The following is a 24,649-nucleotide window of genomic DNA, read 5'->3' as shown; positions in this document are numbered from 1 at the left end:
ACAAAACCGCCCGGCGCGGGCGGCGGGCGGTTGCGGGAGAGCGCGCGGTTTCAGCGGGCGATGATCTGGTCGAACACGCCGCCGTCGGCGAAGTGGACCTTCTGCGCCTTCTGCCAGCCGCCGAAGGTCTGGTCTATGGTGAACAGCTTCACCTTGCTGAACTGGCCGGCGTACTTGGCCGCCACCTGCGGGTCGCGCGGGCGGTAGTAGTGTTTGGCGGCCAGGTTCTGGCCTTCCGGGCTGTACAGGTATTTCAGGTAAGCTTCCGCCGCCTTGCGGGTGCCGCGCTTGTCCACCACCTTGTCCACCACGCTGACCGGCGGCTCGGCCAGGATGGAGAGGGATGGGGTGACGATGTCGAATTTGTCCGGGCCAAGCTCGCGGGTGGCGAGATAGGCCTCGTTTTCCCACGACAGCAGCACGTCGCCGATGCCGCGCTGGGTGAAGGTGATCAGCGAGCCGCGCGCGCCGGAGTCCAGCACCTTGACGTTGCCGTACAGTTTCTTGACGAAGTCTTTGGCCTTGGCGTCGTTGCCGCCCGGTTGCTTCAGCGCGTAGCCCCAGGCCGCCAGGTAGTTCCAGCGCGCGCCGCCGCCGGTTTTCGGGTTCGGCGTCACCACTTCCACGCCGGGCTTCACCAAGTCGTTCCAGTCCTTGATGCGCTTGGGATTGCCCTTGCGCACCAGGAACACGATGGTGGACGAATACGGCGACGCGTTGTTGGGCAGCCGCTGCTGCCAGTTGGGGGCGATGGACTTGGCCTGGCTGGAGATTTCGTCGATGTCGTAGGCCAGCGCCAGCGTCACCACATCGGCGTCCAGCCCGTCTATCACCGAGCGCGCCTGCTTGCCGGAGCCGCCGTGCGACTGCTTGATGGTGACGGTTTCGCCGGTCTTGGCCTTCCAGTACTTGGCGAACGAGGCGTTGAATTCCTGGTACAGCTCGCGCGTCGGATCGTAGGAGACGTTGAGCAGGGTGACGTCGGCAAAAGCGGAGGCGCTGCCGGCGAACAGCAGGGCAAGGGCGAGTTGGTGCAAGGGGCGCAGGCGCATGGCGGTTCCTGTATGGACTTTTTGAATGATCGCCACACTGTGGGGCCGGGCCGGGCGGGCGGGAACCAAGAAAATCTGCAATTGATATGAGAATTCCAGAAAAGGCTGTCATTTCTGTAAAGCTGATAGCCTTATCAGGAAACAATATATTCCAGCGTCAAGTCCGGGCCTATATTAGCGCCAGTCCAACTCATCCGGGTCCGGCCATGAAACGATTCAAGCCCGCCAAGCAGCTTCCCCCAGGTTTTTCCCCCGCCGTCCTCGCTGCCTGCCAGCAGTTCTTGCAGCAGGAGGGGGTGGAGGCCAGGCTGCAGTGGAACGAGCAGGAAGTGTTCGCCAGCTTCGACGGCTGGTGGTTGAGCAGCAGTTTCTTTCCTCAGGCGCGCCTGCGCGACGATCGCTGTCAATTGCTGCAATATGCCGCCAGGCTGCGTATTTTCGGCCAGTTTGGCCAGGCTTTGCCGGCCAATTGGCTGTTTGCGATGAATTACGCGGAAAGCAAGGCGGTGGCCTTGCTCAAGCTGATCCGCACCCTGCACCTGGTCAACCATCTGGGCCGCAACGGCCGCCACCTGCCGCTGCGCATAGACGTGGACCCGCGCATCTGCCACGCCTACAGCGACCGCATCGTCGATTTCACCGCGCGCCTGCTGGAGGTGCTGGAGTTTCCCGCCCGCCAGGCGCCGCTGCTGCTGTTTCTCAATGACAAGACCAGCGAGTTGGGCTTGTCCTTGCTGCGGCGCTACCGCCAGCTGGGCCATCGGGTGGGCCTGGGCGATTTCGGCGAATGCGGCGAGGACCTGCTGCGGTTGTGGCGGCTGGAGCCGGATTTCCTGTCGCTGGCGCCGCGCTTCATGAGCCGGGCCATCATGTATCCGCAAGTGCGCGACCGCCTGCTGCAACTAGTGCCGCAGCTGGTGGAGCAGGGCTACGCGCTGGCGGTGGAGGACATCGTCTGTCAGAACATGCTGGGCCTGGCGCAGCAGATGGGCGCCGAGCATCTGTCCGGCCCGCTGCTGTCGGAACGGCTGCGGCGGCAGAAAGCCGCGCAGCTGATGGATTTGAATGTCATTAACGCTTAGACTGTCGCGATTCCAAACCAATTTCACGGCGCCCTGGCTGGGCGGCGTGAACCTAGGGGGCAATCGTGGGGAAGTCATTGGCAGGTTTTTTTGCCGCGGCGTGCTTGTCCGGCTGCGTGATCGGCAACACCGACGGCTACCGCGACGCGGCGCAATTGCAAAAAACGGCAGATCAGGCGTTGAAGACGTGCGGCGCGGGCAAGGTCAAGTCGGTCAGCGCTGGCAGCTTCGCCTGCGTGGCCGCTGGCGAGCAGAACTAGCATGGCGGGCGCGACTGACAGCCGCGTGGCGGTGCGTTTGTTGAACGCCGCCGATGCCGAAGCCTACCGCGCGGTGCGCATCGCGGCGGCCACTCACGATCCGGCGGCCATCCATGCCGACGCGGCTGAAATCGCCGCTTTGTCCGATAGCGAGATCGCCGGCCAGATCACGGCTGGCGACACGCAGCGGGCGGTGGGCGCTTTCATCGGCGGCGAGCTGGCCGGCGTCGCCGCCCTGCGGCGCGACGGCCGCGCCAAGATCCGCCACCGCGCCACGGTGCAGGGCGTGTTCACCCTGCCGGCGCATCGCGGCCAGGGAGTCGCGCGCGCGTTGCTGCAGGCGTTGCTGGACGAGGCGGCGACGCTGCCGGGGCTGCTGTCGCTGGAGCTGGCGGTGCATGCGGAAAACGCGCCGGCCAAGGCCTTGTACCAGGCGTTCGGCTTCCGCCGCGTGGGCCTGATTCCCGGCGCGGTCATGCTCGATGGCCGCTGTCTGGACGAAGTGCTGATGCAGCGTCCGCTGGTTTTCTCATCGTCCGCCGCCGCGCCGGCTTCCATTCCGAACCGCGATGATTACGCCTTGATCGAGGCCGCGCCGGATGTCGACACCTATCGCCGCCTGCGCGCCGAATCCGGCCTCAGCCCCAAGACCGAGGAAGCCGCCCGGCTCGGCCTGGCCGGCACCGCGTATGCGGTGCAAGTGCGGTGTGGCGAGGAGGTGGTTGGCATGGGCCGGCTGATAGGCGACGGCGGCAGCTTCTACCAAGTGGTGGACATCGCGGTGCTGCCGGCGCATCAGGGGCGGGGGCTGGGCAAGCGCATCATGGCGGCCATCCGCGGCCACATCGACCGCGAATTGCCGGTCAGCGCCTACATCAGCCTGATCGCCGACGGCGACGCCAAGCATTTGTATGCGCAGTTCGGGTTTGAGCCGACCGCGCCGCGTTCGGAAGGCATGGCGCTGTTCAAGCGCTGACCCCGCCGCCTGCGGGCGGCATTGTTCTTTGGGAAAGGCCGATTCGATGACGCAATCGAAGTGACGCCGGCGATGTTCGACGCGATGGAGGCGCAGTTCGAGCCGGCCACCGCAGACGAGTTGAACCAGGCTGCGGCGGTCGCCACCTCTTAGTCGGCAGACCGCATGCCCTGGTAGCCCAGGCGCGCCGCCGCTCGGATCCAGCCTTGCAGCGCCGCGTCGACGCCGGGCGCGGCCAGTCCCAGCACTCTTTGCCGCAGCGGCTCGGCAATGGCCATCGCCAGCAGCAGCTCGGCGCAGCTCGCCGGATGATCCACGCGCAGCTGGCCGCGGCGCTGGCGTTCGGCCAGCCAGTCGGCCAGCAGCGCCGCGCTGCGGCGGATGCCGTGTTGAGCGTACGATTCCAGCGCCTGCTCGCGGCCGGGGAAGTCGTTGCTCAGCAGTTTGAACATGCCTACCGCCTCCGCCGACAGCACCCGTTCGGCGATGGCCAGCAGCAGCGCTTCCAGCGCATGCGGCAAATCCTTTCCCTCGTCCTCCGGCGTTTCCACCGCGCGGGCCAGTCCGGCAGTCCAGTCGTCGACGATGGCCGCCAGCAGTTGTTCCCGATTGTCGGCGAAACGGTACACCGTCTTTTTGGCCACCCCGGCGCGTTTGGCCACCGCCTCTATGCTCAATGCCGGATAGCCATCGTTCAGCAGCAGCGCGGTCGCGGCCTGCAATACCTGATGGCGCAGCGTCTCTGCGGACAAGGCGGGGCGGCCGCGCGGACGGGCGGGGGCGCGGGGGGGGGAATCAAGCGGACTTGACATGGGTTCTCATGTTGTTTGAATATGGAAACGTTAACCGTTTCTTAATTGATCGCGCATTCGCGCGGCCAGAACGGTCAAACAGCGAGGAGTGTACTGTGAACGCCCAGAATCGGATATCCAGTCATGACGAACTACTGTCATCGCGGCCGCTGCCTTTGGAAACCGGCATCCGCCGGCTGGACGACGGCCGGCTGCTGGTGGCGGTGAGAACCGAGCTGCCGGGCTGCGCCGGCAGGATGCTGGAGTGGTGGTTCAAGTTTTTCGAGACCACCCAGCATATTCGCTGGTGGCATCCGCACGACCATCTCCGGATGCATGGCTGGGACGGGCGCTGGAAACGAGGCGAGTCCTACATCGGCGCCTGCGTGCGCGCGGAAGAGTCGCTGGGCGACTTTCCGCCGGTCACGGCGACGCTGAAGTTTCACGAGCCGGAAGATTTTTTCTCGCCCGACGCGCTGGCGCAGGCCAGGCGCGAGCAGAGGGTGTCCGGAGTGGTGTGCGCCCGCGTCGCCTTCGGCGACGAGCCCCGTTTGGCGGCCGATGGCGACCCGCTGGACGGCGAGATGATCCACCTGGCGCGCGACAAGCCGCAGGGCGCGGTGCTGCGCAGCCGCTTCGTGCTGGGCGGAGAAGCGCCGGTGCCGGACGAGCTGGGCCTGGGGCTGATGCAGCATTGCTACAACGAGTTCAGCAGCCTGGCGCGTTTCCTGCCTTCGCTGTACTACGGCGAGCACGCCAACGGCGAGAAGGGGCCGCTGGCGTGGTGAAGAGGCGTTCTGCCTTGCCGCTGCGGCTCGCTAATCCAAGTGCGATATGGGCGTGGCTGGTTTTTTCTATTCTTGTGGCCATCCGGCATGCCACGGCGTAACCGTGTTTAGGGTGACGGGTGTTGCTCAGATGCCGGCAAGTGGTTTTTTTTTGGATGGTTTGCTCTGGCGGCAGAACATAGAATATCCCCAGGCGATTTTATAGCCGGTTTTTGAATAAAGAGAAGAAACCGAATGGCCGTCGCATGCAGGAATGTCGATGGCCATTTTTATTTGGATAGGCGTGAAATGGAATCGAAAAAATTAGTGTGCGGCGTGATGGCGCTGGTTATCGCGGCGTCCTCGATGAGCGGCTGCTCAAGCGCGAAGAAACCGCGCAAAAATAAATACCTTGCGCAAGCCAGCAGCGCGGCTGCAATCAAAAATATCGACATCTACTACCATAAAGCGGATTACGGCGTAATGGACCTGGGCGGTTCGAGTGGATTGCAAGTGGGAGGTTTGTTCGGCGTAGTAGGCTTGCTGGCGTCTTTGGGAGCCGAGGCAGCCAGCAGGGCGACGGCGAAGGACAGAACCGTCGCGCGCAGCGAGGAGTTTTCCAAACTGATGAACAGTTTGGATGGCGATAACGATATCGATTTGGCGCAGGCGAAAAAACTGGCGGACATGCTCACAGCCTCCGGGCGCACCGTGAGGCTGGTGGAGATCAAGCGGCCGCAGGCCGAAAGATTGTTGCTCGACCAGACGCCGAATCTGCCGGATAGCGATGAGAACGCCGTGTTGGTGTTGCGGACGACTTTGGGCTATGGAGCGGAGTCCGCCACCGCCTCATACAAGTCGATAGTGGTGACCGAGTATGTGTTGCAGAAGATAAACGGCGAAGTGGTGCATCGTGGGAAGCAAACGATTCACGACGATGGCCAGACTTATATGACGTTTTCGGGTTTGAAGGAGGCCTACGTGGAAACCCATCAGGCGCTGGGAAAAGATGCGCAGGCGATCGCCGACAGAATCTTTGCCGCGGTGGTGAAGTAAAGCGTGAAGAAGCCGGCCCGCGGCCGGCTTCCATCCCTGGGTTCTAGCATTGGCTCACGATGATGGCGGGGCGCCGAGGCGGGCTAGGCATGGCCGCCATGCCGGATTTGCGCATGCCTCAGCCATGTGAGGAATCAGAATACTCTTAGGCCGCCGTTCCACACCTTTCGCACCAGCGGCACGTCGCCGCGCACGGTCATCGCCACCAGGTCGGCGCGCTGGCCGACGGCGATGTCGCCGCGATCGTTCAAACCTACCGAGCGCGCCGGGTTGAGGCCGACGGCGGCGACGGCGCGCGGCAGGCCCCAGCCTGCTTGCGAGTGCAGCAGCCAGGCGCCGTGCAGCAGGCTGGCCGGCACGTAGTCGGACGACAGGATATCCAGCAGGCCGGCCCGCGCCAGCTCCAACGCCGCCACATTGCCGGAGTGGGAGGCGCCGCGCACTACATTGGGCGCGCCCATCACCGTTTGCAGTCCATGCGCGCGGGCGGCTTGGGCCGCTTCCAATGTGGTGGGAAATTCCGAGATCGCCACGCCGTCGCGCAGCGCTTCGTCTATGTGGGCGGCGTCGGTGTCGTCGTGGCTGGCCAGCGCGATGCCGCGCGCCTTTGCCATTTCCACCACCGCCTGCTTGTGGCGGCTGGCGAACTCGGCCTGCTTGGCCTTGCGCTCTTCCACGGCGGCGAGGAAGGTGTCCTCGTTCCAGCCTACTTTTTTCTTGCCGTAGTACTTTTTGTATTGTTCCAGGTCGCGGTACTGGCGCTGGCCCGGCGTGTGGTCCATCACCGACACCAGCTTCACCGCCGGATGGGCGATCAGCGGTTCCAGTTCGGCCAGCAGGCCCGGATAGGCCAGCTCGCAGCGCAAGTGGAAGAAATGCTCGGCCCGCAGCGCGCCTTCGTCCATGCCCTGGTTGATGGCGGCGAAGGCGCTGTGCAGCGTGTCCAGCCGCACGCTGTCGCCTTCCAGATCGCCCACCGACAGCGCGTCCAGCACCGTGGTGATGCCGGCGGCCACGCATTGGGCGTCGTGAGTGATGACGGCTGGCAGGGTAGGCCACAGCACGCCGTTGCGCGGCATCAGGTGTTTTTCCAGATTGTCGGTGTGGATCTCCACCAAGCCAGGCAGCAGCAGCGCGCCGGCCAGGTCTTCGCCTTCGGGCAGCGGTTGTTCGTGGATGGCGGCGATCAAACCGTTCTCGATCTCCAGCGCGCCGTTTTCGATCACGCGGTCGGCCAGCACGATGCGGGCGTGGTTCAGTACTTGTTTCATGCTGCGGTTTCCGTTTGTTGCGCCAGCGGTACCTGGAACACGCGGCTGGCGATGGCGTCGCGGGTGGGGGCGTCGTGGAAGATGCCGACCAAGGCCGCGCCGCGGGCCAGCGCCTCGCGCATCAATTGTACGACCACGTCGCGGTTGGCGGCGTCGAGGGATGCCGTCGGCTCGTCCAGCAGCAGTATCGGCCGCGGCGCGATCATGCCGCGCGCGATGTTGACGCGCTGCTGCTCGCCGCCGGAGAAGGTGGCTGGCGGCAGGCTCCACAAGCGCTCTGCGATGTTCAGCCGCGCCAGCCATTCGCCGGCCGCCAGCCGCGCCTCGGCGTCGGCGGCGCCCCATTCGCGCAGCGGCTCGGCGACGATGTCCAGCGCCGACACCCGCGGGATCACCCGCAAAAACTGGCTGACATAGCCCAGCGTGTGGCGGCGCACGGCGGCGATTTCATGCGGCAGCGCGCGGGCCATGTCGACCCATGCGCCCTGGTGGAACACGCCGATGCGGCCGCCATCGACCAGATAGTTGGCGTACAGCGCCTTCAAGAGCGTGCTTTTGCCGGCGCCGGACGGGCCGGCAAGCGCCACGCATTCGCCGGCGGCCGCTTGTAGCGAAACGTCGGTCAGCACCGGCAGCCGCAGCCCGCCTTGCTGGTGCAGCGTGAAGGTCTTGCTCAGGTTTTGCGCGTCTATCAATAGATTCATGATTTCAGGCCTGCAGGATGGAAGACACCAGCAACTGGCTGTACGGGTGCTGCGGGTCGTCGAGTATCTGGTCGGTCAGGCCGGCTTCCACCACGCGGCCCTTCTGCATCACCAGCGTGCGCTGCGCCAACAACCGCGCCACGCCCAGATCGTGCGTCACCATGATGACGGCGATGCCGGCATCGCGCACCAGGCGGCGGGTCAGGTCGAGGAAGCGCGCCTGCACCGACACGTCCAGGCCGCCGGTGGGCTCGTCCATGAACACCAGCCGCGGCTGGGTCACCAGATTGCGGGCGATCTGCAGCCGCTGCTGCATGCCGCCGGAGAAGGCCGACGGCTTGTCATCCAGCCGCGCGCGGTCTATCTCCACTTTTTCCAGCCAGTCGCCGGCGGTTTGCCGCAGCCGGCCGTAGTGGCGCTGGCCCAGCGCCATCAGCCGCTCGCTGACATTGGCGCCGGCGGAGACGCCCATGCGCAGGCCGTCGCGGGCGTGCTGGGTGACGAAGCCCCATTCGCTGCGCGCCAGCCGGCGGCGCTCGGCCTCGGGCAGGCAGACCAGTTCGTGTTGGGCGCCGTCGCGGTCGGCGAAGCGCACGCTGCCGGCGTCGGCGGCCAGGCGGCCGGCCAACGTGGACAGCAGCGTCGATTTGCCGGAGCCGGATTCGCCGACGATGCACAGCACCTCGCCCGGATACAGCTCGAAATTGACATCGAAGCAGCCCTGGCCGTTGCCGTAGTCCTTGCTCAGCCCGCTCACGGTAAGAATGGGCGCCATCATGCTTGTGTCTCCCGCTGGCAGTAGTCGGTATCGGAGCAGACGAATAGCCGGCTGCCGGCATCGTCGGTGACGATTTCGTCCAAGTAGCTGTCATGCGAACCGCACAGCGCGCAGCCTTGCTCCCAGCTTTGGGCCGTAAACGGATGGTCGTCGAAGGCCAGGCTTTCCACCTTGGTGTAGGGCGGAATCGCGTACAGGCGCTTTTCGCGGCCGGCGCCGAATAGCAGCAGCGCCGGGCTCCTGTCCAGCTTGGGGTTGTCGAACTTCGGGATCGGCGACGGCGAGGCCAGGTAGCGGCCATTCACCATCACCGGGTAGTCGTAGCTGGTGGCGATGTGGCCGAAGCGGGCGATGTCCTCGTACAGCTTGACGTGCATCAGGCCGTATTCCTGGTGCGCGTGCAGCTTGCGGGTTTCCACCTCGCTGGCCTCCAGCGTGCGCAGCGGCTCCGGCTCCGGTACCTGGAAGATCATGATCTGGCCGGGCTTAAGCGGCGTTTCCGGGATGCGGTGGCGGGTCTGGATCAGCGTCGCGTCGCGAGTGGCCGTAGTGGTGGCCACGCCGGCCACGCGGCCGAAGAAGCGGCGGATGTTGACGGCGTTGGTGGTGTCGTCGGCCCCCTGGTCGATGACCTTCAGCACGTCGTCGCGGCCGATCACGCTGGCCGTCACCTGGATGCCGCCGGTGCCCCAGCCATAGGGCAGCGGCATTTCGCGGCTGCCGAACGGCACCTGGTAGCCGGGGATCGCCACGGCTTTCAAGAGGCCGCGGCGCAGCATGCGCTTGGTGTTTTCGTCGAGGAAACCGAAGTTGTAGCGGTCGTTGCGGGCGTCAGTCATCGGCCTTCTCCTGGTCGGCGGCGGCGCGCAGCTGGCGGATCAGCGCCAGCTCGGCCTGGAAGTCCACGTAATGCGGCAGCTTCAGGTGCTGGACGAAGCCGGAGGCTTCGACATTGTCGCTGTGATACAGCACGAACTCCGGCTGCTGGGCTGGCGCGTGGGCGGTTTCGCCCAACTCTTCCGCGCGCAGGCTGCGGTCCACCAGCGCCATCGCCATCGCCTTGCGTTCGGCCTCGCCGAAGCTCAGGCCGTAGCCGCGAGTGAATTGCGGCGGCGCGCTCTTGCTGCCGGCGAACTGGTTGATCATCTGGCATTCGGTCAGCGTGATTTCGCCGATGTCGATCTCGAAGCCCAGCTCCTCCGGGCAAACCATCACGCTGACTTCGCCCATGCGGATTTCGCCGGCGAAGGGGTGGCTCTCGGCGTAGCCGCGTTGGGTGGAGTAGGCGAGGCCCAATAGCCAGCCTTCGTCGCCGCGGGCCAGGTTCTGCAGCCGCGCCGGACGGCCGGCGGGGAACATCAGCGGCTCGCGGGTCAGGTCCACCGGCTCCGGGTCGCCGTCGGCCGGCAGGTCGGTTTCGATCAGGCCCTCGCTGTCCAGCAGCTGCAGCACGCTGGGCAGCGCGTCCGGCAGCGGCGTGGCGGCCTGTCCCAGTTCGACTTTTTGCGAGGTTTCCATCAGGCCGAAGTCCAGCAGGCGCTGGGTGTAGTCGGCGGTGGGGCCGAGGATCTGCCCGCCCGGCACGTCCTTGAAGGTGCCGGACACGCGGCGGCGCACCCGCATCGCGGCGGTGTTGAGCGGCAGCGTCTGGCCGAAGCGCGGCAGCGTGGTGCGGAAGGCGCGCAGCAGGAACACCGCCTCGATGCTGTCGCCGCTGGCCTGCTTCAACGCCAACGCGGCCAATTCCTCATCGTACAACGAGCCTTCCTGCATCACGCGGGCCACGGCCAGGCGCAGCTGTTGGCGGATTTGGGCGATGCTCAGCTCCGGCGCGGCCTCGTCGCCGCGGCGCGCGGCGGCCAGCAAGTCCCAAGAGCGGGCGATGGCGGTTTCCCCGCCTTTTACGGCTACGTACATCGTGTCAACCCTCGCGGATGCGGGCGCTGCGCGGCAGGCCGGCGATGTGGGTGTCGGAAATCAGCATGGCGTCCACGCCCAGCGGGAAGCGGGCATGGTTGCGTTGCCATTCGGCCCAGAAGCCGGATGGCAAACCGGCGGCGCCGAAACGGCGCGGCATGGCGAAGCCGGGGCCGCTGCCTTCCACCTGATCCTCAGCGAAGCTGGCCACCTCGATCAGCAGCGTGGCGGAGCGGTCCGGGTATTCGGCGCTGCCGGCCTTCAGGCTCATCAGATCCGGCAGCGGCATGCCGGCGGCGATGACGATGAAGTCCGCCTGTTCCGGCAGATCGGTCATGCGCATGCCGGTGTGGAAGCGCAGGCTGGAGATGGTTTCGTCCGGCAGCGCCGGCAGCCAGACGCGCACCTCCTGGTCGGCCAGCGTGTACAGCATGGCGGCGGTGGAGGCTTTCAGGCCGGGCAGGGCCGGCGGCAACACCGGCAGCGCGCGCGGCTGCAGCGGTTCCGCCATCGCGCTGAGCAAGATGCGGAAAGTTTGCTGGGCGTCATCCACCGGCTGGGCAAAAGCGGTCAACATCTTCATTCCCCCCGCACCATGGTGAAAAACTCCACCTTGCTGGCGGCGGCCTCGCGCGAACGGGCGGCGCGGCGTTCGGCCAGCTCGGCCTCCAGCGGCGCGATCCAGGCTGCCATCAGTTCCGCGTGGCGGGCCGGATTCTGCAGCAGCGCGTCGGCCTGGGCGATCAGCTCGGCATGGCGGCCGTCGCCGCCGCGCACCCAGCCGTGGCCGATATGGCCGTCTATCTCGCAGCTGGCGCGGCTGACGCTGATCTCGCCGAGGTTGAAGCGGGCGCCGCTGCCGCCGCTGCGGCCTTGCAGCATCATCAGGCCGGTTTCGGCGCGGCGCAGCCAGCGCGGCGCGGCGGGCAGGGCCGGCGGCAGCAGGGCCTGCAGCCGTTCCATCGGGCTGTTGGCCAGCGCGCCCAGCCAGCGCTGTCGGGTGGAGGTGTCCATCGTGTGCCTCATGGTTCAATAAAGATTCATATAAACGTATAGACGTATGCATGATAATGGCGAGCAGCGGTGGATTAACAGCATGCGGCGATGAAGGTTTTGTGACGTTTTTACGGCGCGACTAGACCTTTGCCGTGGCGAGACAAAGAGGAGCGTGGCAATGATAGAGAGAGGTTCCGGCGTCGCCGTCTGGCGGCAGATAGAAGACAGCCTGGCGGCGCAGATCGCCAGCGGCGCCTTGCAGGCGGGCGCGCAGCTGCCGACCGAGCTGCAATTGGCCGAGCGTTTCGCCGTCAACCGCCACACCATACGCCGCGCGGTGGCTACCTTGGTGGAGCGCGGCCTGCTGCGGGTGGAGCAGGGGCGCGGCACTTTCGTGCAGGATAATGCGATCGACTACGCCATCAGCAAGCGCACCCGCTTCACGCAGAACATGGCGCGGCAGAACCTCAGTTCCGACATCGACATCCTGCTAAGCGACACTGTGCCGGCCAATGCCGAGCTGGCCGGCCTGCTGGAAGTCGCGGTCGGCGACGAGGTGTTCCGCATCAAGACCCTCAGCCGGGTGGAGGCGAGGGTGGTGGACTGCGCGACGCTGTTTTTCCCCGCCGCCCGTTTCGCCGGCCTGCCGCAGGTGTACCAGCGCCAGCGCTCGGTGACGCGTGCGTTGCGGGAGTTCGGCATAGACGACTACACCCGCCGCTTCACCCGCGTCACCGCGCGGCTGCCGGACGCGGAGACGGTGGATTATCTGGGCATTCCCAAGAACCGCCCGGTGCTGCATGTGAAGTCGCTGAACGTGGACCTGGACGGCAGGCCGGTGCAATACGGCATCACCTGCTTCAATGGCGACCTGGTGCAACTGGTGATGGAGGACGACTGATGCGTTGCGCGCTGTATTACGCGCCCAGGCCGGACAGCGGCTTGTGGCGAGCCGGCAGCCTCTGGCTGGGCCGGGACGCGGCCAGCGGCCAGAGCCTGGCGCAGCCGGCGCTGGATGGGGTTGACCCGGCCACGCTGGCCGACCTTACCGCGGCAGCCGCCCGCTACGGCTGGCACGCCACCTTGAAGGCGCCGTTCGAGCTGGCGCCCAGCATGGATGCGGCCGGCCTGCTGGCGGCCGCCGCGCGGCTGGCTTCTGGTTTCGAGCCTTTCGCGCTGACGCTGCGGGTGGAGTGGCTGGACGATTTTCTGGCCTTGCGCCCCGCGGCGGCGTCGGCCGAGCTGGAAGAGCTGGCCGCGGCATGCACGACGGCGATGGCGCCCTGGGCCGACCCAGGCCAGGCCCTGAAGCCCCGTCCCGGGCTGGACGCCCGCCAGCAAAGCCTGTATCGGCGCTGGGGCTATCCTTTCGTGTTCGAGCAGTTTCGTTTCCACATGACCCTCAGCGCCGGGCTGGCGCGGGAATCGGCGCTGGCCGCCAGCCTGGAGCGGGGCGCGCGCCGGCATTTCGCCGGGCTGGGGCCGGTGGAGGTGGACGGCATCGCGCTGTTCGCGGAGATGACGGCCGGCGGCCCGTTCCGCTATCTGGCCCACTGCGGCTTCGACGGAAAGGTGGCGCGCTATGGCGGCTGAGACGGGCGCGCTGTGGTATGTGATCGGCCCTTCCGGCGCCGGCAAGGACAGCCTGCTGGCCTATGTGCGGCAGCGGGTGCCGGCCGATGGCGGCTTGATGTTCGCGCATCGCTACATCACCCGGCCGGCCGACGCCGGCGGGGAAAACCATGTCGCGCTCAGCCCGGAAGAGTTCGACCAGCGCGAGCGTGCCGGCTGTTTCGCGCTGGCCTGGCGGCGCAATGGCCTGGCTTACGGCTTGGGGGCGGAGGTGGGTCTATGGCTTGCGCAGGGGCTGGACGTGGTGGTCAACGGCTCGCGCTCGTCGCTGCCGCTGGCCGTCCGGCGTTTTCCCGGCCTGCGGCCGCTGTGGATCACCGCCAGCCCGGAGGTGCTGGCGGCGCGGCTGAGGGCGCGGGGGCGGGAAGGCGAGGAGGCGATTGCGCGCCGGTTGGCGGAGGCTGCGTCCTTCGTGCCTCCCGCCGGCTGCGCGGTGCTGGTCAACGACGGCGCGCTGGAGCTGGCCGGGGAGACCTTGCTGGGCTGGCTGCGGGCGCAGCGGCGCGTTCTATAGGCCAAAAAGGGTGGCGACGCCGGAGTTTGTCGCCTGGCCTGATCCAAAGAATGGGTTTGCCGGCATGGAGCAGCAGCCTTTCAGCGATTCTCTACAGTGGTAGAGGCCGTCCGCGCTGCGGCGCGGCTGACGCGCCAAAGTTGACTCCCTCTGCATAAGGAACCTGTTCATGGCTGAAATCATCTTGTATCAGAACTCGAATTTTGGCGGGCGTAGCATCGATTTGACCAGCAACTCCGCCAATTTGGGGACGGATTACAATTTCAATGATCAGACCTCATCGATTCGCGTCGTCAGCGGCACCTGGCTGCTGTACAAAGATGCCGGTTTTGCCAGCACCTGCTGGATTCTGACGCAGGGCGAATATCCCAGCCCGGGCACCTGGGGCGGCAGCAACGATTCCATTTCCTCGGTGCGCGCCTTGCCGGGCAATTACGGCGACCACTACGCGATTCTGTTCCGCGACAGCGATTACGGCGGCCAGATGGTGTCGTTCACTCAATCCCAGGCCAATTTCAACGATATCGGCTTCAACGATGCGGCATCTTCCGCGATCGTCCTGGGCGGCAGCTGGTCCATGTACAAGGACATCAATTTTTCCGGACAGAGCTGGATCATCGCCTCCAATAAAGGTCCTGGCAACGATGGCCGTTATCCCAGCTACTCCGGCTTCTGGGACAACGACGCCGTGTCTTCGATCCAGCCCCTGTAAGCCGCTTCCCGCGGTGCGGACCCGAGCCGCAAGCAGGGCGGAAGCCATTCGGTTTCCGCCCTGCGTCGTTTCCGCTATGGCGGATATCTGCTGGGGGCGGTTCAGCTGTCCAGCACGAAGCGCCGCATCTGCTCCTGCAGCGCACCGCTCACGGTCAGCAGCCGGGCGCTGTTCTGTCTGGCGCTGTGGGTGGCATGCAGGCTTTCGTCGGCGGACTGGGCGATGGCGGCGACGCTGCGCGCGATGGATTGGCTTTCGCGCACCTGCTCGGCGATATTGACGGCCAACCGGTCCAGTTCGCTGGAGGTGGCGGTGGCGCCGTCTTTCAGCTCGGTCAGCGGGTCGACGATGCCGCGGATCATGTCGACGCCGCGGGCCATTTCCGTCTGCCCCTGTTCGATCTGCCGCATCGCCTGGGTGGTCTGGTCGTCTATCGCCGAGATCACTTCGCTGATTTCGCGGGTGGCCTGGGCGGTGCGGTCGGCCAGCCGGCGCACCTCGTCGGCCACCACGGCGAAGCCGCGGCCCATTTCGCCGGCGCGCGCCGCCTCGATCGCGGCGTTGAGCGCCAGCATATTGGTTTGCTCGGCGATGTCGGTGACGGACTCTATCATGCCGCGCATCGAATTGGCGCGCTGGCGCAGCGCGTCCACCGCCGCCGCGCTGCCCTGGATCTGCCCGGCGATCAGCGTGATTTCGCCGGAGGCGGTCTGGATCAGGCTCTGGCCGCGCAGCGCCAGCGCGGCCGCGCTTTTGGCGCGCTCCTGCGCCTGGGAGGCGGTTTGCGCCGCGCTGCGCAGCTTGCCGGCGAAGTCCTCCACCACCGCGTTGATCTGGTGAATTTCCGCCTGCTGGCGCTCGACGCCGCCGGCGACTTCGGCCGCGCCGGACTGGGTGGAGGCGGCGGTGGCGGCGACGATGTCGGCGGAGCCGCGCAATTCCCGCACCAGCGTCGCCAGGTGCGACTGCATCTGCGCCATCCGGCCCAGCATCAGCGCGGTTTCATCGCTGCCGACTATCTGCACCTCGCCGCGCAGATCCCCCTGGGCCATCGCACCCATCCGCGCCACGCTGTGCTCCAGCGGACGGGTGATGCTGCGGGTGACGCGCCAGGACAGCAGCACTCCGGCCACAGCAGCGGCGGCGCTGAAAGCCAGCAATAACAGCCGGGTATTGCCCATCAGCGCCAGCACGTCGGCCAGTTCCCGGTTCATGTCGTTTTGCTGGGCGGAGGCGAGGGCGGTGGTGGCGGCGAGCAGTTGCTGCAGCGCCGGCTGGGTCTGGCCGGCGTACTGGCGCGCCAGCGCCGCCGGGTCGTCGGATTCCACCAGGTCCACCGTGTTGCTGAAGGCGGCGGTGTAGCGGGCGCGCAATGCGGATAGCTGGCGCAGGGCGTCGGACTGTTCCGGCGTCCAGGGCAAGTCTTTCAGGCGCTGGAAAGTCTGGTTGGCCCGGCGGTTGGCCTCGTCCATCGCGGCATATAGGGGGACGCGCTGGGGGCGGTCGGGGGTGGAGATGATCTGCAGCAGCAGCAGGGCGGCGTTTTGCGAATGGCGGTCCAGCTCCGCCGCCAATTGCAGCTTGCCGGCGTCGTCGCCGACGATGCGATGAGTGCTGGTTTCTATGCTGGAGAGGCCGTTCCAGACGCTGGCGCTGACCGCCAGCAGAATGGCCAGCAACAGCATGAAGGATGCGGCCAGGCGCGGGCCGACTTTGATGTTTTGCAACAAGCTCATGGCGGCAGGGTCCTGCGAAGGCGAAACCAGTTGGTCGGAGCAGCGCTGCGGATATGTCAGCATAGCTCGCCGCGGCCGGCCTGTCCGCTTGCTGCCGCGTCAGTCACTCATCCAGCGCTTGTCCATTCCATTCGATATCGGCGGTGGAGGCCGCGAGCAAGCCGCGGCCCCGGAGCAGCCCGCGGCCGGCGACTTCCAGCAGGCCCAGGCACTGCGCCGGCAGCAGCCAGGGTTCGTCCCGCCGGGCCAGCACATCGTCGGCGCGGCCGAAGTCGGTCCAGAATTCGCGGCGCCAGCCATGGCGCCGCGCGGCGAACAGCAGCATCGCCGCGGCCACCATCTTGGGGCTGGCGGCCGGACGCAGCACTTCTCCGGGCGGAATGTCGTCCAGCAGGGCGGCGACCAGTTGTTGCGGCTGGTCGCTGAACAGATGGACGCCGCTGGTGGCGCGGGGATTGCACTCCAGCACGTGACAGGCGCCGTCGGCGGTTTCGATGAAGTCGAAGCCTACCTGGCCGCTGTAGCCGGTTTCGGCGCCGAATCGTTCGATGAACGCCCGGATGGGCGCCGGGTCGGTGGGTTCGAACCAGACACCCGCGGCTTTGCCTGCCCGGTAGCGCGGGTGGTAGCAGGCATGAGCGGTCACGCGTCCCGCCGCCAGCACGCTATAACTGCAGTGCTCGCGGCCCGGCATGTAGCGCTGGGCAACCCAAGGCCGGCTGGCGCTGGGCCGCGCGCGCGCCAGTTGGGCGGGAGAGGGACGCAGCAGCGCGCGGCTGGCAAAGCGGGAATAGGCAGGCTTGAACACCCAGCCCGGCGCGGCGTGGCGCATGCGCATGACGGCGTCCGGCGATTCCAACAGCCGGGTTTCCGGCGCCTGGGCCGTCCAGCCGCGGGTCATCAGAGCGAAACGGTGCTTGTGGTGCAACTGGCGCATCAGGTCGAAGCGCTCAGTCAGAACCCGGCAAGGCAGGGTGTCGCGGCCGCTGGACAGGTAGAAGGTTTCTTCACAGGTGGGCAGCACCAGGTCCACCCCATGGCGCGTGATCGCCTGGCGCAGCGCGTCCAGCCAGCGCGCCGGATTGGCGCGCGGCGATGGCAGGCGATGGTAGGCATCGACCGCGCGGCTGAAGCGGCTTATCGGCCAGCGCAGCGAATCCGCCGCGCTCACCCGCCAGCCGGCGGCGCGAAAGGCGCGAGCCCATTCCAGGCAGGCGGGAGAGCGCGCGCCCAGTATCAGGATGTGTCGCGGTTTTTCGAGGAAAGCAGGGGAGGGGCCGGCTTGAGTCGGTAAAGGCATGGACGAGCGTGGATTTTATTTTGGCGATTATTTTATAAGTGACAATTCTAATTGAATTTCCCGGCAGGCGTCCGATTATTCGCCGCGGGCGTTTGCGCCGGATTCCGCGCGGATCGCGCGGCGGATGATGTCTCCACCCGGGGCGAATGTCCCGCCGCGTCATATCCGTATGGTTTCGCTGCCGCTGCGGCCGGTTTTCTTGACGAGGTACATGGCCTGGTCGGCCGCCTGCAACAGGCTGTCCGAGGTGCTCAGGCCGTCTCCCAGCGCGATGCCGATCGAAATGCCCAGCTTGCAGGAGGCGCCGGCGGTCTGGAACGGGGCGTCGAACGCCTCTATGCATTTCTGCGCCACCGTGTTGGCGATGCCTTCCGCGCCGTCGTCCAGATCGCTGAGCAGCAGCACGAACTCATCGCCGCCTATCCGCGCCAGCGTGTCGGTCTGGCGGACGATGTTGGACAGGCGCTGCGCCACCTGCCACAGCACCTTGTCGCCGGCCTTGTGGCCTAGCGTATCGTTGATCAGCTTGAAGCCGTCCAGGTCCATGAACAGCAGCGCCACCGCGCTGCGTTTGCGCTGCGCCTGCGCCAGCGCCATGTGCAGGCGGTCGGACAGCAGCGAGCGGTTGGGCAGGCCGGTCAGCGAGTCGTGATGGGCGATGCGGGCCAGTTCGGCTTTCTGGTCGTTGAGCTTGTGCAGCACGCGGTTGAACGCCGCGATCAGGTGGCCGACTTCATCGTTGCGCTGGATGGGCATCGGCTCCAGCGGCAGCTCGCCGCGCGTCATGCGGTCGGCGTGGCGCGCGGCCTGGAACAGCGGCCGCAATACGATGTACAGGCCGCCGCCGCAGATCAGCGCGAAGACGACCAGTGCGGCAACGGTGTTGCGCAGCGTGAAGCCCTTTACCCTCTCCACGGTGGCGAAGGCCTCGCTGCTGGGCAGCCGGGCCACCACGAACCAGCCGGCGCGCGGGACCGATGCGATGGCGCTGACTTCTTCCACCCCTTTGGCGTTGACGGTGATGCCGGCGCCGCGAAAGCCCGCCATTGCCTTGTCGTGCAGCCGGTTGACGCCGGGCCGGGGCAGCGGCTTCAGTATCATGTCAGGTTGAGACGAAGAGACAAACTGCTTGTCGCGCGGCGAGACTAGCAGAAAACTGTCGATGTGGCCGCCGATATGGGTGTGTTGCAGCAGATCGAGAAAGTTTGGCGCGTCCAGCGCGGTGACGCCAACCAGAACCGCCTTCACTTTGCGATCGGCGCCGTATATCGGCGCGCCCATCGGCAGCACCGGTATTTTCGAAGTGAGGCCGACTACGGCGCGGCCGATGTAGGGGTCCCCTTGCAGCGCTGCCCGGATATAGTCGCGGTCGCGGTAATTGACTGTCATCCGTCTGGGATTGAGAGGATAGTCGGCGATGGCGCGGCCATCCGGCCTCACTACGAACAAGCCGATGGAAAACAGCGGCTGGTACTGGTAGTGCTCCTTGAGCCAGTCCCGCAGCTGGGGCGGGCGCTTCAGCAGCTCCGGCGGCAACACCGTCGCCAGGTGGATGAGCAGGTCTTCCCTTTGCTCTACTTTGCCGTTGATGTCGTGCGCGACGTAGTTGGCCAGCGTCAGCTGCTGGTTTTCCACCACCTTGCTCAGGTCTTCATATAGAAAACTGCTCAGCGCGTAATAGCGTGATATGGAGCCGGTGAGCACGATCAGCAGCGCCAGCGCCAGCAGGCGGGTAACTATGCTGTCAAAGAGGTACCGCAGGCCCTTTGAATACAGGATGTATTGAGACGGACCGCCTTGGCGGCTTTTCCGCTCAGCCATGGCTTAACTCGTGCGGTGCGCGGCGCTTCGTCAGCCATTGCTCCACTTCCAGGCAGGCGGCTTCCAGTTGCAGTACCAACCTGGGGATCGTCTCTTTCTGCTCGGCCTCTGCGGCTTGCTCTAGGTGTCTGGCTGCCTCGGCGATATTGTGCGCACCTATTGGGGTCGCGTCGGTCTGGATGTCCCGCGTGGTGAGGGCGATTAGCGGCAGGTTGTCGCTGATTATGGCGTTGCGGATGTATGAGGTGTGTCGGCGGGTGTTCTTCAGGAACTCGCCCAGCAGTTGACTTTCGGATTTTCCGCTCTCGCCGCAGCGTGTTCGCAGCATTAACAGGTCGAGCGGCGCGGGGCCTTCCGGTTGAGCCCCCGCTGCCGGGGGGCTAACGCTAGGAGGTGCGCCCTGCAACCATTTTTCCAGCGCCGCGGACAGGGTTTCCAGCGCGAAGGGCTTGATGAGGTAGTCATTCATGCCGGCATCACGGGTCTTTTGCAGCTCTTCTGGCGCGGCATTGGCTGTGCAAGCGATGATGGTGGAACGGGGGCGGGCGGGGTGTTCCGCCTCGTAGCTTCGGATCAGCCTGGCGAGTTCGAAGCCTCCGATATTGGGCATCAGGCAGTCGGTCATCACCAGATGGTAATGATCGCGCCGCCATTTTTCAAAAGCCTGCGCGCCATCCTCCGCTGTATCGGGCCGATAACCGAGCTTTTCCAGCTGCTTGGTGGCTAGCTTCAGATTGGTGGGGTTGTCCTCCACGAGCAATATGCGCTTTTCCGCATTGGGCGCTGCGGAGGGCAGAAGTGCGAGGGGGGGAGGAGCTTTGCGTTCAGCCACTTCCACGCACAGATGCAGTGAAACCCGTGTGCCATGCCCCAGTTCGCTGTCTATTGCCACCTCGCCGCCCATGAGCTCTGCCAGGCGGCGGCTGATAGCCAAGCCCAGTCCGGTGCCGCCATAGCGGCGGGAGGTGGCGGAATCGCCTTGGCTGAATGGCTGGAACAGCGTTTGCAATTGTTCGGGCGGGATGCCGATACCGGTATCGATGACGTCGAAAATCAGGTTTTGCCAGCCGGTGGCCTCTTTTTCCACTTGGACGCGCAAGGTGATGGCGCCGGTGGCGGTGAACTTTATCGCGTTGCTGAGAAAGTTTTGTAAGATCTGCCGCAGCCGCAGCGGGTCAAGCAGCAGGGTGGGGGCGAGCAGAGGATCGATCTGCAGGTCGAAATTCAGATCCTTTTGCTCGGCGGTATGGGCGTAGCGGCTTAGCACTCTTTGTAGCAGTGGCCAGATATCGGTGGGTGTCTTAACCAGCTCCAGCTGGTTGGCCTCGATTTTGGTGAAGTCCAACACATCGTCGATCAGCAGCAGCAAGGTGTGCGCGGAGTCGCGCGCAGTGTCCACCATGTCTTGCTGCCCAGAGTCCAATTGGCTCAACTTCAGCAACTCCAGCATCCCGAGCACCCCGTTCAGCGGGGTGCGGATTTCGTGGCTGATGGTGGCCAAGAAGGAGCTCTTGGCCTGGTTGGCCGCATCGGCCTTATCCTTGGCGCGCCGCAACTCACTCTCTGCTGTCTTTAGCTCCGTGATGTCGCGGATGTTCAGGTTGTAGTAATCTTTGCCTGTGTCCGGCATGTGGGTGATCGCCAGCTCTATCGGAAACGGCGTACCGTCGGCGCGTTTGGCGGTGAGTTGCAGCAAACTGCTCAATTTGATGTCGTCGCCGAGCAGTAGCGGCTGCAGCGCGCGCCGGCTGGACGGTTCCAGGCAGTCCAGCAAGGCGGTGCCGATCAGGCTGCCGCGCGGTAGGCCGAACATGTATTCGGTCACCTTGTTGGCGCTGGTGAACAGGCCTAGCCTGTCTAAGGTGGCGATGCCGTCTATCGAGGTGTCGATGACAGCGGATAACAGTATTTGTTGCCGCGAAAGTTGAAGCTGTGTTTGTTCTAGCTTGCGTTGGGCCTGGCTTGCCTGCATCAGTTGTCCCAATGTTTTCATCAATGGCGCCGGGAGCTTGTTGCCATGGTCCGGGTCGACCGGGCGAGGGAAGAACAGGGTAAACGAGCCAATTACGCTGGAGGCCAGAATGATGGGGATGCTCAGGAAATAGTAGCCTTGGGATAAGGCGCCGGACGAACTCTGTTGCAGGCCCAGCAGCTGTTCCTGTTCTTGATAGAGACAGCATTGCAACAGCTCGTCTGTGTCCATCTGCGGCGGGGGGCTCAGAGCAGGCGTGATGGGGAGAAACTGGGGCTGGCTTGCCTGGTTGTTCAATTCGCATATAAAGCCGTGTTCGGCATTGAACCACAGCAGTAGGATGTCGCGGGCGTAGCTGAACAATGTTTCGGGATGCACCTTGCCAATGAACAGGCTTTGCATGTAATTGATTGCATCCAGCAGATCTTCTTGCCGCTGTAAATCCTTTCGGCTTTCTTCAGCGCGGTTCAGCGCGGTTTCCAGCTGGCTGCGGTCCAAGGCCAGCTGGGTCGACATCCGGTTGAACATCTCTGCCGTGCGCGCCAGCTCATCTTTGCCTTGCACTTCCACTTGGTAGCCCAGCTCGCCGGCAGCCATTTTTTGGGAGGCCTGTTGCAGCGACTCGAGCTGGCGGGTCAGATAGGTACCCAGTAGCAGAGAGAACAGCGCGGATAAGGCGAGTTCGGACAGGGCGAGCATAAGGCCATTTTGTAGGGCTTTCTGCATCAATTGCCGGTGGTTAGCCACCGAGGTGCCGAGTTCCACTCGACCGTAATGGATGCCGCCGATCTCGATGTTTCGGGTGATGGTGAGCGGTTGGTCGGGCGAGAGCTGGTCTATGTTCTGCGTGGCTGAGTCCTGTTTGGCTGAGTCATGCAGGGCCAAGCTTCGAGGATCGCCGGCCTCGGCGAGAAGCCTGTCATGGCCGTCGAACACGCGAGCATAGAGGATGTCGGAAGATTTCACCATCTGCTCCGCTGCGCTCTGCAGCGTTGCCAGGTCGGTGCTTAGCACAGCGTTTTGATTGGCTTGGGCGAACTGCTCGGCTATGATCTGCCGCCGTTTGATCATTTCTCGAACGCTGGTATCGCGCAGCAGGCCCAAACCAAAATACAGCAGGATACACAGCATCATCAATTCGATCAGCGCTATGCCGAGTATGGTCTTAAGCCGGAACGACATGTGCTATTGCTCTCCCGGCGCTTGGTAATGTATGCCCAGGCGGCGGATATCGTCCCAGTCTTCATCCCGAGCCGCCGTCAGCGGTTTCAGTTGCACTTGCTGTAGCAAGGCGAGTCCCTCCGGTGTGTCTTGCAGATGGGTCAATGTCCGAAGCAGGCATTGGCGCTGCGTCGAAGGCAAGCCGGGCCGCGTGGCGAACGGGTGCGGCGTGTGCGGCGGCGTTTGCCACAAGATGCGCAGCGCATTGCGCACAGCATCAGGTTGCTGGCTCCAGGTGCGGTTGATACCGCCGCCTGCCGAATAAAGACCTTGCCTGACGGCGAGATAGACCGAGTCGTGTGAGCCGACATAACTGACATTGACATGTACGCCCATGGACTCCAGCTCCGCTTGGGGCAGTACGCTCGCGGCGAACGACTCTGGCGCGGGAAGGGCCAGGGTTTTGCCTTCCAGCTGACGAACGTTCTGGATGGGGCTGTCTTTGCGCACCACAATCAGCCCAACCAACCGGGTATCTTTTTCCCTCGCCAGCGCCTGATAGCCCGCGCTGTCGTGAAAGACCACGTAGTGCAGCGGGTTGAAGTACACGATGTCGTACTGGCCCTTGGCCACCCGACGCTCAAAAGTGGGAATGTCCGGGGCCGTTTCAAATTGCAGATCCAGTGTGCATGATTTGCCCAGATATTGCAGTAAGCTCCCCCAGTTCCGCGCTAGGTGGAGAGCGGATTGCTGCGGAACAATGCCGAAGTGGAGGATAGGCGCTCCAGCATTTGCCGTGGATGCCAATAGCGCGGCAGGTAGTAGCAGATTGGCGAGGATGAGGTGGGTCTTGCCCGATCGGGGGGGGCGTAATGCCTTCATGCTTTCGTCTCTCCTGCGCGAAACAATGTGGCGAGATGGTGCCTGTCTTTAGCGTCAATATAGATAAAACTCAGTAGATCGCTTGCGTTGCGGATGGCGTGCGGGCAGTGGTCTAGAGGGGCAAAACAAGCTTCATGTTCTTTTCACTGGCTTGTCATCGCCTAGCGGCATAGTGGCAGCAGTTTTCCAGATGGGTCGGTTTGTGGATGAATTTGTCTATACGTCTAAACAAAGGAGCATCGTCGATGAAGAAGCAGCTAGCTGTCGCAATCGGTCTGGCCGTGTCCGGACTTTTGTCCCCGCTGGCATACGCCAAAACCACGCTGACGGTGTACACCGCGCTGGAGGCCGATCAGGTCAAGGATTACAAGGAGGCTTTCGAGAAAGCCAATCCGGATATCGATATCCGCTGGGTGCGCGAATCCACCGGCATCATCACCGCCAAGCTGCTGTCGGAGAAGAATCATCCGCAAGCCGACGCGGTGTGGGGCTTGGCCGCCACCAGTCTGATGATCCTGGACCAGCAAGGCATGCTGCAGGCTTACGCGCCCAAGGGCGTGGACAAGCTCAGCCCGCAATTCGTCGACAAGGCCAAGCCGCCCAAGTGGACCGGCATGGACGTGTGGGCCGCCACCATCTGCTTCAACACCGTGGAAGCCGCCAAGAAGAACCTGCCCAAGCCGGAAAGCTGGGCCGATTTGACCAAGCCGGTCTACAAGGGCCAGATCGTGATGCCGCATCCGGCCTCGTCCGGCACCGGCTACCTCGATGTGTCCGCCTGGCTGCAGATGATGGGCGAGAAGCCGGGTTGGGACTATATGGACAAGCTGCACCTCAATATGGCGCAGTACGTCCACTCCGGCTCCAAGCCGTGCAAGATGGCCGCCACCGGCGAATTCCCGATCGGCATTTCGTTTGAATACCGCGGCGCGGAACTGAAGGCGCAGGGCGCGCCGATAGACCTGATCTACCCGAAAGAAGGCCTTGGCTGGGATTTGGAAGCCACCGCCATCGTCAAAGGCACCAAGAATCTGGAAGCCGCCAAGAAACTGGCGGACTTCTCCGCCAGCCTGCCGGCGATGCGGCTGTACGAAAAGAACTACGCGGTGCTGGCGATGCCCGGCGTGGCCAAGCAGAATCCGTACATCCCGGCGGATTACGCCAAGCGCCTGTCGAAAAACAATTTCGCCTGGGCGGCGAAAAACCGCGACGCCATCCTGCAGGAATGGTCGCGCCGCTATGAAAGCAAGGCCGCGGCCAAGAACTGAG

General features: G+C 64.7%; 26 protein-coding genes. 11 read left to right on the top strand and 15 right to left on the bottom strand.

Annotation, left to right across the window (positions count from 1 at the left end):
• Positions 1-50: 50 nt before the first annotated feature.
• Positions 51-1,052, bottom strand: a complete 1,002-nt coding sequence (locus U6115_RS15720; protein WP_047236813.1) for a sulfate ABC transporter substrate-binding protein — start codon at positions 1,050-1,052, stop codon at positions 51-53.
• A 206-nt stretch (positions 1,053-1,258) separates the two neighbouring features.
• On the opposite strand from U6115_RS15720, the gene U6115_RS15715 reads away from it, so the two are divergent.
• The 4 genes from U6115_RS15715 to U6115_RS15700 all read left to right on the top strand — a co-directional run bounded on the left by U6115_RS15715 (position 1,259) and on the right by U6115_RS15700 (position 3,523).
• Positions 1,259-2,134 carry an EAL domain-containing protein gene (locus U6115_RS15715; protein WP_157889266.1) on the top strand — a complete coding sequence of 292 codons (876 nt, stop codon included), beginning with the start codon at positions 1,259-1,261 and terminating at the stop codon, positions 2,132-2,134.
• 77 nt (positions 2,135-2,211) lie between these two features.
• Complete coding sequence (locus U6115_RS15710) at positions 2,212-2,394, top strand: hypothetical protein (RefSeq protein ID WP_146008472.1); 183 nt, start codon at positions 2,212-2,214, stop codon at positions 2,392-2,394.
• Position 2,395: 1 nt separating this feature from the next.
• Positions 2,396-3,370 (top strand): GNAT family N-acetyltransferase, encoded by a 975-nt coding sequence (locus U6115_RS15705; protein WP_080770276.1) that lies wholly within the window; start codon positions 2,396-2,398, stop codon positions 3,368-3,370.
• Between the two features lie 21 nt (positions 3,371-3,391).
• Positions 3,392-3,523, top strand: a complete 132-nt coding sequence (locus tag U6115_RS15700) for a hypothetical protein (RefSeq protein WP_255361891.1) — start codon at positions 3,392-3,394, stop codon at positions 3,521-3,523.
• On the opposite strand, the gene U6115_RS15695 is transcribed toward U6115_RS15700, so the two are convergent.
• The gene (locus U6115_RS15695) at positions 3,520-4,182 is read right to left on the bottom strand and encodes a TetR/AcrR family transcriptional regulator (RefSeq protein ID WP_047236815.1); all 663 of its coding nucleotides are present in this window, start codon (positions 4,180-4,182) and stop codon (positions 3,520-3,522) included. The genes U6115_RS15700 and U6115_RS15695 overlap by 4 nt on opposite strands.
• 95 nt (positions 4,183-4,277) lie before the next feature.
• On the opposite strand from U6115_RS15695, the gene U6115_RS15690 reads away from it, so the two are divergent.
• Positions 4,278-4,949 carry a DAPG hydrolase family protein gene (locus U6115_RS15690; protein ID WP_043577631.1) on the top strand — a complete coding sequence of 224 codons (672 nt, stop codon included), beginning with the start codon at positions 4,278-4,280 and terminating at the stop codon, positions 4,947-4,949.
• A 126-nt stretch (positions 4,950-5,075) separates the two neighbouring features.
• On the opposite strand, the gene U6115_RS15685 is transcribed toward U6115_RS15690, so the two are convergent.
• Positions 5,076-5,216, bottom strand: a complete 141-nt coding sequence (locus tag U6115_RS15685) for a hypothetical protein (protein WP_155294750.1) — start codon at positions 5,214-5,216, stop codon at positions 5,076-5,078.
• Positions 5,217-5,237: 21 nt separating this feature from the next.
• Here U6115_RS15685 and U6115_RS15680 point away from each other — a divergent pair, with 21 nt between their 5' ends.
• The gene (locus U6115_RS15680; RefSeq protein WP_043577628.1) at positions 5,238-5,984 is read left to right on the top strand and encodes a hypothetical protein; all 747 of its coding nucleotides are present in this window, start codon (positions 5,238-5,240) and stop codon (positions 5,982-5,984) included.
• Positions 5,985-6,118: 134 nt separating this feature from the next.
• Here U6115_RS15680 and U6115_RS15675 read toward each other — a convergent pair whose 3' ends face one another.
• Genes U6115_RS15675 through phnG form a run of 7 tightly spaced genes read right to left on the bottom strand, consistent with a single transcriptional unit; the run spans position 6,119 to position 11,668 of the window.
• Positions 6,119-7,255 carry an alpha-D-ribose 1-methylphosphonate 5-triphosphate diphosphatase gene (locus U6115_RS15675; RefSeq protein ID WP_043577626.1) on the bottom strand — a complete coding sequence of 379 codons (1,137 nt, stop codon included), beginning with the start codon at positions 7,253-7,255 and terminating at the stop codon, positions 6,119-6,121.
• Positions 7,252-7,959 (bottom strand): phosphonate C-P lyase system protein PhnL, encoded by a 708-nt coding sequence (gene phnL / locus U6115_RS15670; protein ID WP_043577623.1) that lies wholly within the window; start codon positions 7,957-7,959, stop codon positions 7,252-7,254. Before phnL ends, U6115_RS15675 begins: the two co-directional genes overlap by 4 nt.
• A gap of 4 nt (positions 7,960-7,963) precedes the next feature.
• The gene (gene phnK / locus U6115_RS15665) at positions 7,964-8,737 is read right to left on the bottom strand and encodes a phosphonate C-P lyase system protein PhnK (protein WP_043577621.1); all 774 of its coding nucleotides are present in this window, start codon (positions 8,735-8,737) and stop codon (positions 7,964-7,966) included.
• Positions 8,734-9,576, bottom strand: a complete 843-nt coding sequence (locus tag U6115_RS15660; RefSeq protein WP_043577619.1) for an alpha-D-ribose 1-methylphosphonate 5-phosphate C-P-lyase PhnJ — start codon at positions 9,574-9,576, stop codon at positions 8,734-8,736. The genes phnK and U6115_RS15660 overlap by 4 nt, the downstream gene beginning before the upstream one ends.
• On the bottom strand, positions 9,569-10,654 hold the full coding sequence (locus U6115_RS15655) for a carbon-phosphorus lyase complex subunit (protein ID WP_043577616.1): 1,086 nt from the start codon (positions 10,652-10,654) through the stop codon (positions 9,569-9,571). Before U6115_RS15655 ends, U6115_RS15660 begins: the two co-directional genes overlap by 8 nt.
• Before the next feature lie 4 nt (positions 10,655-10,658).
• Entirely contained in the window at positions 10,659-11,231 is a 573-nt protein-coding gene (phnH, locus tag U6115_RS15650) for a phosphonate C-P lyase system protein PhnH (protein ID WP_160309808.1), read from the bottom strand.
• A gap of 2 nt (positions 11,232-11,233) precedes the next feature.
• Positions 11,234-11,668 carry a phosphonate C-P lyase system protein PhnG gene (gene phnG, locus U6115_RS15645; protein WP_043577614.1) on the bottom strand — a complete coding sequence of 145 codons (435 nt, stop codon included), beginning with the start codon at positions 11,666-11,668 and terminating at the stop codon, positions 11,234-11,236.
• Between the two features lie 160 nt (positions 11,669-11,828).
• Between phnG and phnF the strand changes: the two genes are divergently transcribed.
• From phnF to U6115_RS15625, 4 genes are all read left to right on the top strand, one after another.
• Positions 11,829-12,551, top strand: coding sequence for a phosphonate metabolism transcriptional regulator PhnF (gene phnF, locus U6115_RS15640; protein ID WP_043577611.1), 723 nt, complete (start codon positions 11,829-11,831; stop codon positions 12,549-12,551).
• Complete coding sequence (locus U6115_RS15635) at positions 12,551-13,243, top strand: DUF1045 domain-containing protein (protein WP_047237798.1); 693 nt, start codon at positions 12,551-12,553, stop codon at positions 13,241-13,243. The genes phnF and U6115_RS15635 overlap by 1 nt, the downstream gene beginning before the upstream one ends.
• On the top strand, positions 13,233-13,796 hold the full coding sequence (gene phnN, locus U6115_RS15630) for a phosphonate metabolism protein/1,5-bisphosphokinase (PRPP-forming) PhnN (protein ID WP_043577609.1): 564 nt from the start codon (positions 13,233-13,235) through the stop codon (positions 13,794-13,796). The genes U6115_RS15635 and phnN overlap by 11 nt, the downstream gene beginning before the upstream one ends.
• Positions 13,797-13,965: 169 nt before the next feature.
• A complete protein-coding gene (locus U6115_RS15625) occupies positions 13,966-14,508 on the top strand; it encodes a beta/gamma crystallin-related protein (protein WP_043577607.1) in 543 nt (180 codons plus the stop codon).
• A gap of 101 nt (positions 14,509-14,609) precedes the next feature.
• Here U6115_RS15625 and U6115_RS15620 read toward each other — a convergent pair whose 3' ends face one another.
• From U6115_RS15620 to U6115_RS15600, 5 genes are all read right to left on the bottom strand, one after another.
• The gene (locus tag U6115_RS15620; RefSeq protein WP_181243149.1) at positions 14,610-16,244 is read right to left on the bottom strand and encodes a methyl-accepting chemotaxis protein; all 1,635 of its coding nucleotides are present in this window, start codon (positions 16,242-16,244) and stop codon (positions 14,610-14,612) included.
• A gap of 103 nt (positions 16,245-16,347) precedes the next feature.
• Positions 16,348-17,544: an ATP-grasp domain-containing protein gene (locus U6115_RS15615; RefSeq protein ID WP_047243587.1), complete on the bottom strand. Its 1,197-nt coding sequence runs from the start codon at positions 17,542-17,544 to the stop codon at positions 16,348-16,350.
• A 159-nt stretch (positions 17,545-17,703) separates the two neighbouring features.
• A complete protein-coding gene (locus U6115_RS15610) occupies positions 17,704-19,365 on the bottom strand; it encodes a sensor domain-containing diguanylate cyclase (protein WP_047243588.1) in 1,662 nt (553 codons plus the stop codon).
• Positions 19,358-22,519 (bottom strand): ATP-binding protein, encoded by a 3,162-nt coding sequence (locus tag U6115_RS15605; RefSeq protein WP_052258167.1) that lies wholly within the window; start codon positions 22,517-22,519, stop codon positions 19,358-19,360. The genes U6115_RS15610 and U6115_RS15605 overlap by 8 nt, the downstream gene beginning before the upstream one ends.
• A gap of 3 nt (positions 22,520-22,522) precedes the next feature.
• Positions 22,523-23,380: a phosphate/phosphite/phosphonate ABC transporter substrate-binding protein gene (locus U6115_RS15600; protein ID WP_052258165.1), complete on the bottom strand. Its 858-nt coding sequence runs from the start codon at positions 23,378-23,380 to the stop codon at positions 22,523-22,525.
• 245 nt (positions 23,381-23,625) lie between these two features.
• Here U6115_RS15600 and U6115_RS15595 point away from each other — a divergent pair, with 245 nt between their 5' ends.
• The gene (locus tag U6115_RS15595; RefSeq protein WP_043577601.1) at positions 23,626-24,648 is read left to right on the top strand and encodes a putative 2-aminoethylphosphonate ABC transporter substrate-binding protein; all 1,023 of its coding nucleotides are present in this window, start codon (positions 23,626-23,628) and stop codon (positions 24,646-24,648) included.
• The last annotated feature ends 1 nt before the right edge of the window (position 24,649 follow it).

This window comes from Chromobacterium subtsugae, assembly GCF_035919665.1.
Classification (GTDB): Bacteria; Pseudomonadota; Gammaproteobacteria; order Burkholderiales; family Chromobacteriaceae; genus Chromobacterium; species Chromobacterium subtsugae.
This window is presented reverse-complemented; position numbering and strand designations above follow the sequence as displayed.

Excerpts from the sequence above, each read along its gene's own strand:
- U6115_RS15720 (WP_047236813.1), bottom strand. The coding sequence starts at position 1,052 with ATGCGCCTGCGCCCCTTGCACCAACTCGCCCTTGCCCTGCTGTTCGCC.
- U6115_RS15715 (WP_157889266.1), top strand. The coding sequence starts at position 1,259 with ATGAAACGATTCAAGCCCGCCAAGCAGCTTCCCCCAGGTTTTTCCCCC.
- U6115_RS15705 (WP_080770276.1), top strand. The coding sequence starts at position 2,396 with ATGGCGGGCGCGACTGACAGCCGCGTGGCGGTGCGTTTGTTGAACGCC.
- U6115_RS15695 (WP_047236815.1), bottom strand. The coding sequence starts at position 4,182 with ATGTCAAGTCCGCTTGATTCCCCCCCCCGCGCCCCCGCCCGTCCGCGC.
- U6115_RS15685 (WP_155294750.1), bottom strand. The coding sequence starts at position 5,216 with ATGGCCATCGACATTCCTGCATGCGACGGCCATTCGGTTTCTTCTCTT.
- U6115_RS15680 (WP_043577628.1), top strand. The coding sequence starts at position 5,238 with ATGGAATCGAAAAAATTAGTGTGCGGCGTGATGGCGCTGGTTATCGCG.
- U6115_RS15675 (WP_043577626.1), bottom strand. The coding sequence starts at position 7,255 with ATGAAACAAGTACTGAACCACGCCCGCATCGTGCTGGCCGACCGCGTG.
- phnL (WP_043577623.1), bottom strand. The coding sequence starts at position 7,959 with ATGAATCTATTGATAGACGCGCAAAACCTGAGCAAGACCTTCACGCTG.
- phnK (WP_043577621.1), bottom strand. The coding sequence starts at position 8,737 with ATGATGGCGCCCATTCTTACCGTGAGCGGGCTGAGCAAGGACTACGGC.
- U6115_RS15660 (WP_043577619.1), bottom strand. The coding sequence starts at position 9,576 with ATGACTGACGCCCGCAACGACCGCTACAACTTCGGTTTCCTCGACGAA.
- U6115_RS15655 (WP_043577616.1), bottom strand. The coding sequence starts at position 10,654 with ATGTACGTAGCCGTAAAAGGCGGGGAAACCGCCATCGCCCGCTCTTGG.
- phnH (WP_160309808.1), bottom strand. The coding sequence starts at position 11,231 with ATGTTGACCGCTTTTGCCCAGCCGGTGGATGACGCCCAGCAAACTTTC.
- phnG (WP_043577614.1), bottom strand. The coding sequence starts at position 11,668 with ATGGACACCTCCACCCGACAGCGCTGGCTGGGCGCGCTGGCCAACAGC.
- phnF (WP_043577611.1), top strand. The coding sequence starts at position 11,829 with ATGATAGAGAGAGGTTCCGGCGTCGCCGTCTGGCGGCAGATAGAAGAC.
- U6115_RS15635 (WP_047237798.1), top strand. The coding sequence starts at position 12,551 with ATGCGTTGCGCGCTGTATTACGCGCCCAGGCCGGACAGCGGCTTGTGG.
- phnN (WP_043577609.1), top strand. The coding sequence starts at position 13,233 with ATGGCGGCTGAGACGGGCGCGCTGTGGTATGTGATCGGCCCTTCCGGC.
- U6115_RS15625 (WP_043577607.1), top strand. The coding sequence starts at position 13,966 with ATGGCTGAAATCATCTTGTATCAGAACTCGAATTTTGGCGGGCGTAGC.
- U6115_RS15620 (WP_181243149.1), bottom strand. The coding sequence starts at position 16,244 with ATGAGCTTGTTGCAAAACATCAAAGTCGGCCCGCGCCTGGCCGCATCC.
- U6115_RS15615 (WP_047243587.1), bottom strand. The coding sequence starts at position 17,544 with ATGCCTTTACCGACTCAAGCCGGCCCCTCCCCTGCTTTCCTCGAAAAA.
- U6115_RS15610 (WP_047243588.1), bottom strand. The coding sequence starts at position 19,365 with ATGGCTGAGCGGAAAAGCCGCCAAGGCGGTCCGTCTCAATACATCCTG.
- U6115_RS15605 (WP_052258167.1), bottom strand. The coding sequence starts at position 22,519 with ATGTCGTTCCGGCTTAAGACCATACTCGGCATAGCGCTGATCGAATTG.
- U6115_RS15600 (WP_052258165.1), bottom strand. The coding sequence starts at position 23,380 with ATGAAGGCATTACGCCCCCCCCGATCGGGCAAGACCCACCTCATCCTC.
- U6115_RS15595 (WP_043577601.1), top strand. The coding sequence starts at position 23,626 with ATGAAGAAGCAGCTAGCTGTCGCAATCGGTCTGGCCGTGTCCGGACTT.